The organism is Methanohalobium evestigatum Z-7303 (genome assembly GCF_000196655.1).
GTDB lineage: Archaea > Halobacteriota > Methanosarcinia > Methanosarcinales > Methanosarcinaceae > Methanohalobium > Methanohalobium evestigatum.
The window spans coordinates 1,238,676-1,255,443 of sequence record NC_014253.1; the positions used below are offsets into that span (position 1 = coordinate 1,238,676).

Annotated in this window: 12 protein-coding genes and 1 pseudogene; 10 read left to right on the forward strand and 3 right to left on the reverse strand. The window is 39.0% G+C overall.

Features of this window, described 5'->3' with window-relative positions:
• Positions 1-14 precede the first annotated feature (14 nt).
• From METEV_RS06230 to METEV_RS06245, 4 genes are all read left to right on the forward strand, one after another.
• Positions 15-848, forward strand: coding sequence for a hypothetical protein (locus METEV_RS06230; RefSeq protein ID WP_013194689.1), 834 nt, complete (start codon positions 15-17; stop codon positions 846-848).
• Between the two features lie 94 nt (positions 849-942).
• The gene (locus tag METEV_RS06235; protein WP_013194690.1) at positions 943-3,429 is read left to right on the forward strand and encodes an oligosaccharyl transferase, archaeosortase A system-associated; all 2,487 of its coding nucleotides are present in this window, start codon (positions 943-945) and stop codon (positions 3,427-3,429) included.
• Between the two features lie 174 nt (positions 3,430-3,603).
• The gene (locus tag METEV_RS06240; RefSeq protein ID WP_013194691.1) at positions 3,604-3,915 is read left to right on the forward strand and encodes a nucleotidyltransferase family protein; all 312 of its coding nucleotides are present in this window, start codon (positions 3,604-3,606) and stop codon (positions 3,913-3,915) included.
• Positions 3,912-4,250, forward strand: a complete 339-nt coding sequence (locus METEV_RS06245; protein WP_013194692.1) for a HepT-like ribonuclease domain-containing protein — start codon at positions 3,912-3,914, stop codon at positions 4,248-4,250. Before METEV_RS06240 ends, METEV_RS06245 begins: the two co-directional genes overlap by 4 nt.
• Positions 4,251-4,544: 294 nt before the next feature.
• Here the strand turns inward: METEV_RS06245 and METEV_RS12035 are convergent.
• Positions 4,545-5,312: pseudogene (locus tag METEV_RS12035) on the reverse strand (TrkH family potassium uptake protein).
• 276 nt (positions 5,313-5,588) lie between these two features.
• Between METEV_RS12035 and iscB the strand changes: the two are divergent.
• The gene (iscB, locus tag METEV_RS06260) at positions 5,589-6,905 is read left to right on the forward strand and encodes an RNA-guided endonuclease IscB (RefSeq protein WP_013194693.1); all 1,317 of its coding nucleotides are present in this window, start codon (positions 5,589-5,591) and stop codon (positions 6,903-6,905) included.
• Here iscB and METEV_RS12040 read toward each other — a convergent pair.
• Positions 6,805-7,365 carry a potassium transporter TrkG gene (locus tag METEV_RS12040; protein WP_083810119.1) on the reverse strand — a complete coding sequence of 187 codons (561 nt, stop codon included), beginning with the start codon at positions 7,363-7,365 and terminating at the stop codon, positions 6,805-6,807. The genes iscB and METEV_RS12040 overlap by 101 nt on opposite strands.
• Positions 7,366-7,917: 552 nt before the next feature.
• The gene (ppcA, locus tag METEV_RS06270; protein ID WP_013194694.1) at positions 7,918-9,498 is read right to left on the reverse strand and encodes a phosphoenolpyruvate carboxylase; all 1,581 of its coding nucleotides are present in this window, start codon (positions 9,496-9,498) and stop codon (positions 7,918-7,920) included.
• A gap of 343 nt (positions 9,499-9,841) precedes the next feature.
• On the opposite strand from ppcA, the gene METEV_RS06275 reads away from it, so the two are divergent.
• From METEV_RS06275 to METEV_RS06295, 5 genes are all read left to right on the forward strand, one after another.
• Positions 9,842-10,030 (forward strand): CGGC domain-containing protein, encoded by a 189-nt coding sequence (locus METEV_RS06275; RefSeq protein ID WP_083810120.1) that lies wholly within the window; start codon positions 9,842-9,844, stop codon positions 10,028-10,030.
• Between the two features lie 208 nt (positions 10,031-10,238).
• On the forward strand, positions 10,239-10,928 hold the full coding sequence (locus tag METEV_RS06280; protein ID WP_013194696.1) for a DUF2162 domain-containing protein: 690 nt from the start codon (positions 10,239-10,241) through the stop codon (positions 10,926-10,928).
• 6 nt (positions 10,929-10,934) lie between these two features.
• A complete protein-coding gene (locus METEV_RS06285) occupies positions 10,935-11,558 on the forward strand; it encodes a MotA/TolQ/ExbB proton channel family protein (protein WP_013194697.1) in 624 nt (207 codons plus the stop codon).
• On the forward strand, positions 11,555-11,911 hold the full coding sequence (locus tag METEV_RS06290; RefSeq protein WP_013194698.1) for a DUF2149 domain-containing protein: 357 nt from the start codon (positions 11,555-11,557) through the stop codon (positions 11,909-11,911). The genes METEV_RS06285 and METEV_RS06290 overlap by 4 nt, the downstream gene beginning before the upstream one ends.
• Positions 11,912-12,080: 169 nt before the next feature.
• Positions 12,081-16,712, forward strand: coding sequence for a cobaltochelatase subunit CobN (locus METEV_RS06295; RefSeq protein WP_013194699.1), 4,632 nt, complete (start codon positions 12,081-12,083; stop codon positions 16,710-16,712).
• Positions 16,713-16,768 lie beyond the last annotated feature (56 nt).

Sequence of the window (16,768 nt, forward strand, 5' to 3'; positions counted from 1 at the left end):
AAATTTGTGATATTATGTTATATATACATATAGGATTACCAAAGACCGGAACTACTTTTTTACAAGTTGAAATTTTTCCAAAATGGAACGGGATAAAATATCTTGGTGGTAGGAAAAAAGAAATAACATTGAAGGAATTAGTCGAGATAGATGATAATCAAACATATCTTATATCTAAAGAATATCTAGCAGGTGAACCAAAAATTGTTAATTTAGCTAAGCTGTTTCCTGAAGCAAAAATAATGGTCAGTTTTAGAAAACATGATAAATGGGTAACTTCTAGGTATAAACAATATATTCAGGATATTAATTGTTCCACCTTAAGTTTCAAAGAATTTTTTGATATAGAAAACAATAATGGGTATTTCAAAAAAGAAAACCTTAACTACAGAAAAAAGATAAAAACTATAGAAGAATCTTTTAACCAGAAACCTTTCGTTTTTTTACAAGAAGAACTTACAGATAACCTTGATGGAGTTCTAAAAGATATGGAATACTTCATGGGCGGAAGAGCTCCTAAAATTGATAAATTGGGGGATAATAAATCTAACAAAGGTTTAGGTTATTACCAATCGATTGTAATGATGAATGTTAATAAATTATTTAAATGTCCAAAAAACCCTAGTGGCATCATTCCCTATAACCAATATACGTGGTTTGTAAGAAAAGTTATAAGATATATACTTCAAAATCCTTTAGCATCAGTACCCAAAAGATCAATAAAAATGGATGAGAAACAAAAAAAATTAACTGAAGAATATTATAAAGATGACTGGAATTTTGTTTTGAATTACATTAAAAATGAATGTACTTACCGATATAATTTCGATGATTCAAGATATCGGTAACCTAATATCTAACATCAAAAATCTTTTCTCAAAACACTTATATTCCATCCTAAAGAATAACTTGCAGAACTAAAAATTAAAGCGAGTGGAATACATGACCGGTGAGGAAAAGAAAAATAAACTCATAAACAGCCTATCGTATTTCATAGGAGTAATAGCTTCATTTCTGGTAGCGTTCTATATAAGGACTATCCCGAAAGCTGGAGTATTTATATCCGAGAACTTTGTGCGATTTGGTGGGAATGACCCTTGGTACCATTTAAGGAACGTAGAAAATATTTTGCATAATTTCCCTGACATGTTATGGTTCGATGCTTATACACAATTTCCAAATGGTACAGAACAGGTATTTGCACCACTTTTTGACATGATTCTTGCATTTATCTTATGGATAATAGGTCTAGGTGATCCTAGCCAGAGCTTAATTCATACGTTCAGTGCTTATTATCCCACTATACTGGGTGCACTTGTAGTAATACCTACATATTTTGCAGGTAAATGGCTGTATGATAGAAGAGTAGGGTTACTATCAGCTATCCTTGTTGCAATTGCACCAGGACAATTCCTTTCAAGGTCGATGATTGGATTCAACGACCACCACATCGCAGAAACACTTTTCAGCACAATTGTTGCTGCTCTTTTAATAATAGCTATTGTAAAAGCACGCCAGCATAACATTAGCTTCGAAAACCTCAAAAACAAAAACTTCAGCGAATTTAAACAAGCAATCCCATATTTCATCTTTACCGGTATAGCACTTGGCCTCTATACACTTTCATGGAAAGGAGCACTTTTCTTCAGCTTCATAATCGGTGTTTATATAACCATCCAGCATATCATAGACCATCTGCATGGTAGAAGTACCGATTATCTAGCAATTGGCGGAATTACAATTTTCTTTGTAACTTTGATAATGGTTTTAATCACACCAGAACTTGGTGGTTCGAAATCCTTGAATATTAAAGGTTTACTCGGTGGAATTTTAGCGTTCCCGATACTTACAGGTATATCCATTGCGCTTAAAAACAAAGACCTGAAAAGATATTATTATCCGTTTGCAGTAGCTGCATTTTTCATAGCAGGAATAGGACTGGCTAGACTATTCTCACCTTCAGCCTATCAATTGGTAACCAATGTTGGTGGCTATTTCATGCGAACCGGCGGAGCACTCACAATCGCAGAAGCATCACCACTTCTAAATATGGGCGGTCAATTTTCATTTGCACCACTCTGGTTCAACTTTGGAACACTCGCATTAATCTCCTTCTTAGCACTGGCATTCCTTGCCTACAAATCGACAAAAGAAAACACACCAGAGAGAACTTTCCTGATAATCTGGTCGATAATGGTCATCTGGGCCATGCTCCAGCAGAACAGGTTCGCTTACTACTATTCAGTTAACGCATCATTACTCAGCGCATTCATCGGTATCAAAATACTGGATTTTGCAGGCTGGCAAACTCTAACCGACAATTTCAGAGAAAAACTCCACTCGTCCAAAGAAAAACTTAATTTCGGTAGTTTTCTGAAAAATAATCTTGGAATCTGGCACATAATAGCTTTTGTGATAGTAATTCTGGTACTTATTGTTCCAACTGCGAATGAAACCATGAACCAGACACGTGGTGTCGGTGGTCCACAGGGACAGTGGATAGAAGGACTGCAGTGGCTGGAATACAACACACCAGACCCTGGGCTGGATTATTACGAGAGTTATGAGATACCTGAAGACGGCAGTTATGATTATCCGGATGAAGCCTATGGTGTAATGTCCTGGTGGGACTACGGCCACTGGATAGAGGTCATCGGACACAGGATTCCTAATGCTAACCCATTCCAGCAAGGTATCGGTGGTCGTAGAGGTTCGATAAACGATGAAGCAATGCCGGGTGCATCCACTTTCTTCACAGCACCATCTGAAGAGAAAGCAACAGAAGTGCTGGAAGAAATACATCCAGACCCGGATAAAGCCGGTGCAAGATATGTAGTATCCGATGCACAAATGGCAACCGGTAAATTCTACGCAATGGCTGCATGGACTTTAGATACAAAAGATTACTATGTACAGGTCCAGACCCAGCAGGGACAGCAAAGAGTTCCGGGTGAGCGATACTACAACTCCATGGAAGCGAGACTGCACATCTTTGACGGTGACGGGCTCGAACAATACCGCATGGTGCACGAGACCAGACCAGGAAATTCACCTGAGAGAGGTTACAAGCAGGTTTACAACGTACTCCACGGCGGAAACCTGGAACTTCAGGACACCGGGTTTGTCAAGATATTCGAATATGTAGAAGGTGCAAAGGTACAAGGTACAGCACCTGAAGATACAAAAGTTACAATCAGTGTACCGATTCGAACCAGTCAAGGACGTACATTCGAGTATTCACAGACAACTACCTCGGACGGTACATATTCATTCACAGTACCTTACTCTACAGAAGGACCTATACAGGGTGAGACCCAGTTCGATACCATGCCGACAGAACCCTATACTATCTCTTACAACAACGTGACAGAGCAGGTATCTGTTACAGAAAGAGATGTTCTGGACGGCAATACAGTAGAGGTGCAGTGATTATCTAAAATACAGCACCTCTTCCTTTTTCTATTTTTAACTGGTTTTTTTGAATTTCTGATTATTTTCCTGTTTTAGATGGTTATTTTTTAACCTATATCTCATAACCTAACAACAATACTAAATCTAACATCATTTTTTATACTCTACTACCATATTTACTTATAAACTATTATGAACTCATGTTATAACCAACTCAAATCTAACAAACGCATCCAGAAACTACATCGAATTCTGCCAGATCTGAAGAAAAGGTATCCTATCAAATATCTGGGTATTTTTGGATCATATGTAAGAGATGAACAAACACCGGATAGCGATTTTGATGTGCTTATAGATTTCAATAAACCGATATCATTACTGGATTTTGCAGGATTGGAACTGGAATTGTCTGATACATTGAGTGTTAAAGTAGATCTGGTATCAAAAACTTCTTTGAAATCAATAATTGGAAAACGTATAATGGATGAGGTTGTGGAATTATGACAAAACATGAAATTGAATATATCGAAAACATCCTCAAAGCGATGGAGAATTCTCAGGATTTTACTGCTGACTATACATTCAACGATTTCAAAGAAGACGAAAAAACACAGTACGCAGTTGAGTGGGCACTAAAAATGATTGGCGAAATGTCCAGAATTATAACAGAAGAAACAAAAAGTAAATACCCAGATATCCCATGGAATGAACTAGAAAATCTAGGGGATATTTTAACTAACTATCATAAAACAGACCTTCATTTAATTTGGAATACGGTTCAAAAAGATATTCCACCACTGATACCAGAATTTAGACGTATACTTTCAAATATCCAGTAATTGCGAGCTTGACCATGAACCACAAAAATAGAAACAAGAGACAAATTCAAAAAAACAGGGACAGATTAGTTGAATACAGCAAAAAGTTGATCGATGAAAGAAAGGACGAGTTTCTACATATCGATAAAATCTAACCATACAACACAGGTTAGAATTTATCTATCATGAATCTCTACTTTGTTTATTCTTTTAAAATAATAAATAAATTAACACAAGTCCAAAAACGAAAAATTGGATTTAATGTATCCAAACCCCGTGTAAACCGCCCGCAAGGGCGGCACATAAAAAAATCAATCACCATTTTTTCCAGAATTCTGGAGTCAGCATCACAATCACGGTAAACACTTCCAGCCGCCCAACCAGCATGTAAAATGAAAGTATCAATTTACCGGAATCAGGAACACTGTTAAAACCTTCCATAGGCCCAACTATACCCATACCGGGTCCCACATTACCAAGTGCTGCAATCGATGCTGTTACAGAGGATTCCAGATCCAGACCCATGATAGCAAGAAGAATCGTACCCACAGCAAATATTAATATATAGATTATAAAAAAAGCGATGACAGAACGCATCACATCCTCTTGAAGACTTTTATTATTATACTTTATCCTTTTAACTGCATGTCTGTGCACTACACTGAAAACCTCCCTGCGTGCAAATTAGACCAGAAGCAGCCATCTAACCATTTTTATACCGCCTGCTGTAGATCCGGCACAGCCGCCAAAAAACATCAAAGCCAGCAATATTATCTTAGCCGAGGAGAACCACTGGTTAAAATCAACAGTTGCATAACCTGTAGTTGTCACAATTGATACAACCTGGAATATAGAATATCTGAATGAGCTTGCAAGTGTGCCGCCCATATCCCTCCAGAGCAAAAATGTCAGTGCAGCTGTTGCACAAAATACCACCAGAAAATAAAATCTGAATTCATCGTCTTTAATCAAAGTTTTTCTGTTAACAAATATTGTTTTATAATGGAGTGCAAAGCTCACTCCGGATATGAATATAAACACAACGATAATACCTTCAATCAATGGACTATTAAAAGCTGCAATACTATCATCATAAGGTCAATAGCCCACCGCTAAAGCGGTGAGCTTGCCCCTGCGGTAAGCTTTGATTGACCAGACTGAGTTCCCATGAGGAACTACGTTATCCCGACTATGATACCCTCGGATGCTTCCTTAGTCCGTTGCTCTATCGCATCGCATTAAACAGTCCTGAGAGGTAGGGACAGTGTGCATGCATGACAAACCGGGATAACATTGTCGAAGGGAGACGGTCTCCAAGACCGCGTAACCTGCACGATAGCAGAGAGAGGAGTAATATCCATGGTATTCGTATTGAACAAGAACAAGAAATTTTTAACACCGTGCCATCCGGCCAAAGCCAGAATTCTGCTGAAAGCCAGAAAAGCTACTATACACAAAAAATATCCTTTCACAATAAGACTGAAAGAACTGAAATCAGATGACATAAAAGATGATTTCAGACTCAAAATCGACTACGGTTCAAAACACACTGGTCTAGCCATACTTAAGAACAACAAAGATGTTATCTGGTTAGCTCAGATTCATCACAGAACCGATATTAAAAAGAAATTAGATGATAGGAGGAGTTTCAGACGCAGAAGAAGATCAAAGAATCTGAGATACAGGAAACCCAGATTTGATAATAGGAAAAAACCGAAAGGATGGCTCCCACCATCTCTACAGAGCAGAGTAGACAACATCCAGACATGGGTCAGAAAGTTGATGAAACTGATACCTATCAACTCAATATCTTACGAAAATATCAAATTCGATACTCAACTGATGCAGAACCCTGAAATCAAAGGTGTTGAGTATCAACAGGGAACTCTGAAGGGTTATGAAGTCAGGGAATATCTGCTGGAAAAGTTCCAGAGAACCTGTGCTTATTGCGACAAACAGAATGTACAGTTAGAAGTTGAACATATAGTACCGAGAAGTAGAGGTGGTTCCGATAGAGTTTCCAATTTAACCATCGCTTGTCACGACTGCAATCAGAGAAAAAGTAACCTGACTGCTGAAGAATTCGGTTATCCTGAAGTGCATGAGAAAGCCAGAAAATCTCTGAAAGATGCTGCTGTAATCAACGCTACAAAATGGAAAGTTCTTGATGTACTGAAAAACACAGGGCTACCGGTAGAATGCGGTACAGGTGCTCTAACCAAGATGAACAGGATTAAACTGAACCTACCGAAAGATCACCATTTCGATGCATGCTGTGTAGGAGAATCCACACCCGATGAACTCAGATTCAAAACTAACAGTGTACTGCACATCCATGCTAAAGGCAGAGGCAGTTACAAGAGATGTAAACTGGATAAATACGGGTTCCCGAGAAAACCTGCACCCAGAATCAAATACATATTTGGTTTTCAATCAGGAGACATCATAAAAGCGATAGTTGAAAATGGGAAGTATAAAGGCACCTGGAAAGGTGCTGTAACATGCAGAAGCAAAGGCTATTTCGATATCAAAAACGGTACTAAAAGGATTGCACAGGGTATAAACCATAAATATTTCAAACTCGTGCAGAGATTCGATGGATATACCTATCAATTAGACAGATTAAACCTGAACTCAAATACAAATACCGATGGTCGCAATTCCTCCCACTGTTGAAACAGTGGGATTCCTTGCGACGTCTCTCGTGAGTAATTGCATCATAAAGGGATGCACCCGCCATTTTCATGGATACTGTCTGCAATACGGTTAAAACAAGGTATACCATCCAGAGAATTTTAGCTGTACCTCTAATAAGAGGGTCCAATTTATCTTCCTGGATGCCGGGCATTTCTGCCCGGAACATTTGCCTACCACCCACCCCTATTTTTGGAAGGATGGATATAAAAAGAACAATAATTCCCATACCACCAAGCCATTGGGTCATACTGCGCCAGAAAAGCAGTCCTTTAGGATATGATTCTATACCAACAAGCACAGTAGACCCGGTAGCTGTGAAACCGGACATGGACTCAAATAATGCGTCGACAAAACCGATATCATAAAAAAGGTAAGGTATGGTTCCAAAAAGAACCACTGAAATCCATCCAAAAGCTACTATGGCAAAAGCTTCTCTCAGTTTCCATTCGCCCTAGGGTTTAAACAAGAACAAAAATATTGTTCCTACAATAATAGTTACAACAGAAGACACTACAAAAGGTTGGGTAGATTCTCCATAAAAGAGAGCCACAAAAAATGGAACGATTATTGTAAATCCAATAAGTATAAGCAGACGACCTACAACGTTTAGAACCACATTTAGTTTCATTTTTTTATCATCAACTATTTAAACGTCCATTAGAGTAGAAACCACAATTATTCCTTTTACCAAACCATTTGCAGAGTATTTAACCTGGATTTTGAAACCTATAAAAACCCACTTAACTTCAAAATAAAGATAAGAATCAAATTATTTTAACTATTTTCTTTGAACTACTCAACCACTGGGCAAAGATTCCTGAGGTACCTATTTCAATTAGAAGATGATTGAGGTTTCATCAATTAGAATACCATAATTTACGATGTTAGGTTTCAAATTATTATAATTCCCACTAGTTTATTCTACATTCAAATCGAAAAACTCTGAACTAAAAAAAATCAAGAGTTGAATCTGGTAAGATTCAATTTAAATTCACCCCAGCGCTTTCCTCATTTTAGCCATCTGTATCAATGTCGAGCGTACAAGCTGTGATATCTCTTCATCCATGAGGTCGCCTGTGTATTTAGCATCAAGCATATGCGGCTGCAGCATATCAAGCAACATTTTGTACGACGGGTTACACTTTTTCTCAAGTCCAAATGTTTCACTCAGGATTTTAACATCTTTTTGGATATCCTCCATCAGTGGAGCAGGCAGGAATCTAGATGCAGCATCAAGGTCCAGATAATCGAATGCGAATTCAAGGTCAGATTTAAGTGACGGGAAGTATTCTGAAAGCAACCTATCATGAACATCTTCACCCATCTTTTCTCTAACCTTTTCCAGGGCTGTTCCTGTTCCGATGATCTCTGGAGGAATTCCCATGGAATATAAAGCACCTGTAAATTTTATAGCTCTTGGAAGTTCCATACTCTCTTTTGGCATGCTGTCTTCAAGTTCCTTTTTAATATCGCTTCGGCATGCACAGGATACACCTGTGATATCGGGAACGTCTCTTGCATATCCTGTACCACCACCGCGAACCAAACGGTCACGTTGTGGTGGAAGTAGATCTGCTATACGGTTTATAGACGATGAGATCTGTTGTATCGATTTGTTATAACGTGCACCGAAAATTCCTATAATGTTTATGATTTCTTCTTTTTCACTAGAGTTGAATATCCTTGCAGTTTTTGAAAGTTCGGATTTTGCAATATTAACCAGTTTTTCTGCATCGCTTTCTGCATGGTTGTATCTTAGGGCGGACTGCAAGGTGATGGTGTCGATACCCCTGTATTCTTCAAAAAAATTGTCTGCATTTTTGAGGCTCATGTGTCCTCTAAATGGTAGTGAACCGGCTCCGAGTATGATACCTATATCTGTACCGGTATCCATTCCCAGTTGATTAAGCTCACTTATCGCATATTTGCATGAAAGATTACTTGCAACATGTCCGAAGGATAGAGCAGAGTCGGATTTTCCTATAAATACCCTGTATCTATTCTCATCTATGTCGAGTAGATCCTGGTTAGCTTTTATTAGCTCGTTTATTATTTTCCCGGCATTCAGTAATCCCTGAACGTCTTCAAGAAGCGGTATTATCCTCGGTGTTTCCATCTTGAAATTGAATTCTTTTTTAGCAAGTTCGCTCACATCTTGCATATGCTGCTGTGCAGCTACTATTTCCTGGATGTTACTTGTCATTGGATGGACGAATTCAGTTATTGCCTGAGATTTGGAGTATTGATAAGCATTGTAGTTAGCTTCTGCAATAGACATCATCACCATCAATTGTCTGAACCGGTTTTCATGAAGTGCACTGGTAGCCCTTGGTGTGATAAAAACATCTTTTCCGGGAATTATATCAGTTTCATCTATAAATTTTGAAACTATCTGGACGTTTTGATGGTACGGCGTTGTTTTGCCTTCATAATCAGGCATGTATTCATCGCAGCCAAATTTTACGACTGCCTCTAATGCTTCGTTTATTTCTTCTTTTGTCGATATGTACTTTGATACCGAGTCCGGATGCTGTGTACACATCACTTTCGGGAATTTTCCGTCCTTTTGCATATATAAACTACCCACCAGTTAGAAGTATAGCAATTAATTTACTATGTTGTTATTTATCTTGATTAACGCAGAGGATTGGTTGAAAAGCATTGTCAACCGGTATGATGGTCTCGATTAACAATTGTTATAAATTTTCACCTATTTTGTTAACATTCGTTATAAATCTATCCCTATTTATCTGAAAATGGAGAACATTGGCATCAAGGGATTTATTAATCCATAATTATGAGTTATCTTTAGCATATTCTGACAAAATAACATGTAGAAATGAACCATATAAAATTGTGGGCAGAAATCTAAAATCCACCAAAAGTATTTGCACATCTAAAAATGGTGATTTACATTGAAGATAGGAATTATCAGATGCCAACAAACAGAGGATATGTGTCCTGGTACAATGGATTTCAAAATAATAAAGGAAAAGAAATTTGCATTTGAAGGCATTACAGGAGATATTGATATAATAGGTATGGTTTCCTGTGGCGGTTGTCCAGGTAAAAAGGCCATATATAGACTTGTGGATGTTGTATAGGACCAGTATGGTTCCAATTATCCATCATTTTGTCAAGTAGAACAAATAATAATTTTTTATATATTAAAAATATAATTATAAATGGTCTATTTTTACTGGAATTCTTATAAACTATTCGGTTAATGTATATTACTCAAAATCGTACCTATAAATAAGGTCGCTTTTCTTTTACTCCTGTTAAAGAGGAGTATAAGAGGTATCAGATTAAATGGATTCAATCTACATTGCTGTAATCGGGATACTAACAGGTATTTTTGTATTCGGATTGAAAACCGGCATAGGATGCGGTTTTTCCAATATCAAAAAACAAAACATCATAATACTGGCCGGTGTTTACTTCCTGATTTCACTGATAATCGGTACATCGATGGACTATATCGATATGTCATATCTACAAAGTATTACGGATATGGGTATGATGCTTCATGTACTGGTTGCCCTGCTTTTGATAGGTGCAGGAATCTATACAAGAAAAAAATGGTTTTGTGGACATGATGTTTCAAAACATTCATTCCTTGCAATCTCTCTCCCATGTCCGGTCTGTTTGACTGCACTGTTCATATCATGCACCATGCTTGCTTCCAGTCTTGATTGGAGCGGTCTGAGTATCGGTGTACTTACAGGGTTTGTATTTTTTGTATCGATTATAGTGTCATCGTTGACGTTTAAAAGGATGGGTAAAACACCGGAAACCCTTGGTAGTGTGATGATGTTCCTTGGTATATTCTATGTCCTCGGTGCCATGATTGCACCTGCTTACATGGAAGTCAAACAGATGGACCTTGCACCGATTGCAGCTGGTGAGTTTGAGATTGGTCCTTACCTTTTATTCTTCGTACTAATTCTAGGCGGTTTTATATTGAACCATATAAAAACAAAAAAGTTTGAAGAAGGGTGAATAAAAATGAGTGTAGTTTCACCTTTATTTGAAGTAATGTATACTTTCTCGTCAGCTTTGCTCTATCCTGTAATCATCCTGTTAATCCTGTTTATCGTAGCGTCCCTTGTATTGATCGGAGAATTCCTATCAGAATACTCAAAACGCTCAAGGGATGTAAACAATCTTGAACACACCTGCAACCATGTTGAAGATAATATCAAAGATTCTGCTTATGAAAAAGCAGCTGAAGCTCTCAGGAATCTAAAACAGAACCATATAGTTACATCTTTTTCAAGGGATGCTGCAGACCATCTCGAGAACCAGAGGATACCATCTATCGAAAGAATATCAGGTGAATATGAAATCAGGATGGCAAAACAGCTTGAACATACAAAGATCATAGCTGTTGTTGCACCGATGCTGGGTCTGATGGGTACCCTGATTCCACTGGGTCCTGCATTGATCGGCCTTACTGAAGGCAATATCGTCCAGCTTGCCAACAACCTGATGGTTGCATTCGCCACGACCGTTGTAGGATTGTTTGCAGGCAGTATAGGACATGTACTGACCCAGGTTCGAAGACGGTGGTACTGGCAGGATATGGCGGATATCGACTACATACTGGATACAATAGAGGGTAAACGATGAGATCCAGACGATACAGGCGTACAGGAATTCTGCACGACCCAGAAGATGAAAATCCGATGACCGGAGTTGCAAACCTTTTCGACATCGCGATGGTGTTCTCGGTGGCTTTGCTGGTGGCTCTTGTAATGTCGCATAACATACCTGAGCTGCTGAACCCTACAGAAGATGTGACTATTGTTAAAAACCCCGGGGAAAAGAACATGCAGATTATCGAAAAGAAGGGACAGGATATAAAGGTCCTGAACAGGACGGATGAAGTTGGTGGAGGGACGGGTGAAGCGCTGGGAACTGCTTACAGGTTATCTGATGGGAGGGTGGTTTATGTGCCTGAAAATAAGTCAGAAACATCATGATATTATTTTTTAAATTCAAACACAAGTTAGATTTACCATAGAACAATTAATGTTGAAGTTAATACGATTTATTAAGTAATAGAAATTGAGCAAATAGATGTAGACATCCCGGTATACGCCGCCAAGCAATCACCCGGGATGTCTGCATATTATCCATAGAGGTGATAACATGCAAAAAAAGAAAAGAAGTTTACTAGTATTAAGTGTATTGGTATTGATAATGGCAGTACCTGGAGCATCGGCAGAAGAAAACCAGACGAATACGAATATAACTTTCATTCTGGGTACCGATGTAAACGAAGAAACACTTCAAACCGCAGCTTCTAACAGTACCATTGATGAAAAGTTAAACGTAACAGTCTATACTAATAACGATACAATACCACAGGGTACCAATTTTTCACAGTCATCAGTTGTCTTTATCGAATCCAGAAATGAAACTTTCAAAAATGAATGGAACAAGAGTATCGAATCGGCAAAAGGAAACGGTACCAGTGTGATAGGTTACAATTTATCCTCTAACGTCACCTCCTTATCAAATGTAGATTTATATTCTAACAATTACACCGACATTGAAAGATACTGGATACAGGGTGGCAAAACCAACATGAAAAACATGCTTAAAACGATGGGGCAAAAATTCTGTGAGCAGTGGGTTGGTGAAAACATCACAGGACCCGAAGTTACCCATTCAGAAACCAACATCACATACATACTCAATTCTGACAACAGCGTATATTACCTGAACCAGGTACTTTCAGAAAGAGACGTAATCAATAACCGTTTCGATGTAACTGTAATGAATGGCCAGGAAGCATCTGAGAATCTGACCGATGTTTCAGATCAGGATGTGGTAATGCTCTATATGATAGGGTCGAGCACTATGCCAGAAATCAAGGATTCACTTCTTGAAGCAAAAAACAACGGTACCCAGATAGGTCTTTTTGGCATGCAAGATAATTATAATGTATCAACTATCGATATGGAAAACCCCCCACATAATGCTATGAAGGAATACCTCTATAACAGCAGTTTTTCAAACATGGAACACTGGATCCGCTATATAGGAGCAGAACTTGAAGACGACTACATTGAATACAAACCTTCTCAACCACCAGCAGTTCCAGATCACGGAATATACCACCCGGATGCATTTCCCAGGATTTTTGAAAACAGTACTACATATTTTGAATGGTATAAAGACCACGGTTATGAAGAATCTGCACCTACCATCGGTATAATTGGTGGTGGTTCACTTGGAAAAAATGAATTGGATTACAATGCGGATGATGTTATCATAGAAGAGCTCGAATCCAAGGGCTGTAATGTCATCTATACGACCTCGAAAGTATGTGAAGAGGATGTGGATTATTTCACAAATAATGGGTCGGTACTTGTTGACACAATAATTTCTCAAAAAGGTTTTTATCTAAATTATGGAGACCAGGAGAAAGGTGTTAATTACTTAGAAGAGTATAATGTACCTGTAATAAAAGCGGTTTTTGATTATTACAATTCACCAGCTGATTACAATGCAAGTACCCATGGAGTCAACCCGCAGTCGCTTGCTTTCCAGGTAACACAACCCGAAATTGATGGTGCTACAGAGTATATCTGGGTAGCTGGCAGGGTACAGGACCCGGATAATCCCGACAAGTATTACTATAAAGCTCATGACCAGCAGGTTGACTGGTTGACAGACCGTGCCATATCATGGTCTGAACTCGGTAGGACTGATAATTCTGATAAAAATATCAGTATAATCTATTACAACCATGGAGGCGGAAAGAGTAACATAGGTGCCAGTTATCTGGATATAGCGTCCAGTTTTGAATTACTGCTACAAAACATGAACAATACCGGTTACGACACCGGTGAAAGGGATATACCAAATGCTAGTCAGTTCATCGACCTATTCATCGAAAGCAGGAACGTGGGTTCATGGGCACCAGGTGAACTTGAAAAGGTAGTAGAATCCGGAAATGTAACTCTTGTACCCAAAGACGAGTACATGGAATGGTACAATGATCTTCCGAATTCTGTCAGGGAAGATGTTGAAGACAGATGGGGAGAACCACCTGGCGACATCATGGTCTATGAAGATAATTTCGTGATACCTGCAATACAGATGGGAAATGTCAATTTCGTACCACAGCCGATGAGAGGTGATTTATCTGATGAATCAACAATTTACCATGATAAAGAACTGCCACCTACACACCATTATCTTGCGACATATTTCTGGATCAACCAGGTCTATGATGCAGATGCGATGATACATTTCGGGACCCATGGTACTCAGGAATGGCTTCCAGGTAAAGAGGTAGGGCTATGGAAATATGACTATCCATCTATAATGGTGAGTGATACTCCTGTTATCTATCCGTATATCATGGATAATGTAGGTGAAGGTACACAGGCCAAACGAAGAGGTAATGCGGTTATCATTGACCATCTGACACCACCTATATCATCAGGAGGTCTTTACGGTAACCTTACCCAACTGCACGATAAAATACATTCCTATGAAACGGCAGAAAACGGAACAAAATCTGAATACAGGGAAACGATAATAGAACTATACTCGTCTCTGAACATGGAAGCTGACCTTGGTGTGACCAGTGACGAACTGAAAAATATGAATACATCTGAATTCAGTGAATTCGTAAATACTGATATCCATGATCATCTCCACAAACTAAAGAACACATTAATGCCTCTTGGCTTGCATACATTTGGTGTTGCGCCAGAAGGTGAAGAACTGGTATACATGGTCAAATCCATGTTAGGCCAGGATTTCATTGAACATGTCATGGATGTGCTTCCACATCAGTCTGATGAGGAAGATATGGAGATAGCAGCTGATGAAAATGCTACAAAGCTTTTAAATGCAACAATATTAAACGGAACAGAAGTTACCAAAGCACAGGAAGATATTCTAAACACCACTGATACAAATATTACAGAAGACCTCAACACAGCACTGAATTACTCTAAAAAACTCCAGCAGACCGGCAGGGAGATAAATCAAACATTGAAAGCGATGGATGCTGGATTCATTGAACCAGGACCAGGGAACGATCCTATCAGGAACCCTGAAGCTCTTCCAACTGGACGTAATTTCTACAGTTTTGACCCAAGAAAGTTCCCCGATAAAGAAACCGAAGAGAGAGGTGCTGTACTTGCAGACCAGATGCTTGATAAGTATAAATCCGAACACGGAGACTATCCCAAAAAAGTGAACTATGTACTCTGGTCGGTTGAAACCATGCGTCATGAGGGTTTGATGGAAGCCCAGATATATTCACTACTGGGTGTAGAACCAGTAAGAGATTGGGGTCGGATTGTAGGATTTGACGTGATCCCTGCTGAAAATATAACCCATCCAAGGATTGATGTTACAGTGACACCTTCTGGACTGTACAGGGATACATTCCCGTATCAACTGAAATTGATAGATAATGCAGTCCGGACTGTTGCTGCACTCAATGAAAGCAACGAGACCAACTATGTGAGAATGAATTCCTTGAAGATGGAAGAAGAACTGAAAGATATGGGTTACAATAACAGTACAGCAGTAAACCTCTCCAGATCAAGAATATTCAGTGAACCACCTGGATCTTACGGCACAGGCCTGCCGGGAGCGGTTACTGCAAGTGATACTTGGGATAGTGAAGATGAACTGGCAGATTTGTACATGTCACGTATGTCCAATATATATGGACAGAACAACTGGGGTGAAAACTATGAAGATGTATTCAGGCTGAATCTAAGAGATGTAGAAGTTGCCCAGCACAGTGATTCCTCTAACCTCTACGGACTTATTGACAACGATGATTTCTACCAGTATCTTGGTGGTGTAGGTCTTGCAGTCAGGTCATTGACAGGTGAAAACCCTGAAATGTATGTAGCAGATTTCAAAGACGCTGACAATCCCCAGATTAATACACTGAATGAAGCATTCAGGACAGAATTAAGAGCACGATACTTTAACCCGACCTGGATATCCGGCATGATGGAACATGATTATGCAGGAGCAAGAGAGTTCATGAAATTCACCGAACACATGTGGGGCTGGGATGCTGTCTCACCGGAACTTGTAAAGGATTCAGACTGGAATGAGATGTACGATATTTATGTCAGGGATAAATACGACCTTGGAATGAACGAATTCATGAAATCCGAAAACCCGTATCAATACCAGTCTACCACAGCAAGGATGCTTGAAACCACACGTAAGATGGGTCCTGATGGGAACGCTTACTGGAAAGCTTCAGATGAAATCGTTAATAATCTGGTAAAAGAATATGTAGATTCAGTAGTAGAAAACGGTGTGACATGCTGCCATCATACCTGTGGTAACCCCACATTGAATGAATACGTTGAAGGTCAAATGTCAGTAGCTGGCATAAGCCCTGAAAAACAGGAAGCTTATAAAAAACTCATGGATGAAGCTACAGGGTCAGAAAAACAATCAACCAGTGAAAAAGAGACCAGCAGTACCGATAGTCTCAACAGTGTGCAGCGTGAGATGGTTAATTCATCCAACACTGCAACCAGTAATCAGACCCAGAACTCAAACTCTGAAACTGGTGCTGGAACTGATATAGGTCAGGATCCGGGAGAAAAACAATCCAAATCATCTGACAACTATGTTGAGGGTTATGAGATGGAAGAACAATCTAAAGATTCTAAAAGCAAATCCAGTCCAATGTCGTTCTCAGGCGCTGATATTGTAGGTACAATGCTTGTATTACTGGCTGTCGGTGCAATTGTCGTTGGATATAAGAGAAGAAGTTGAAAACATATTAGATGTTGGTTTAGCACCAACATCATATTTTTTGTTTTTTAGTTTCC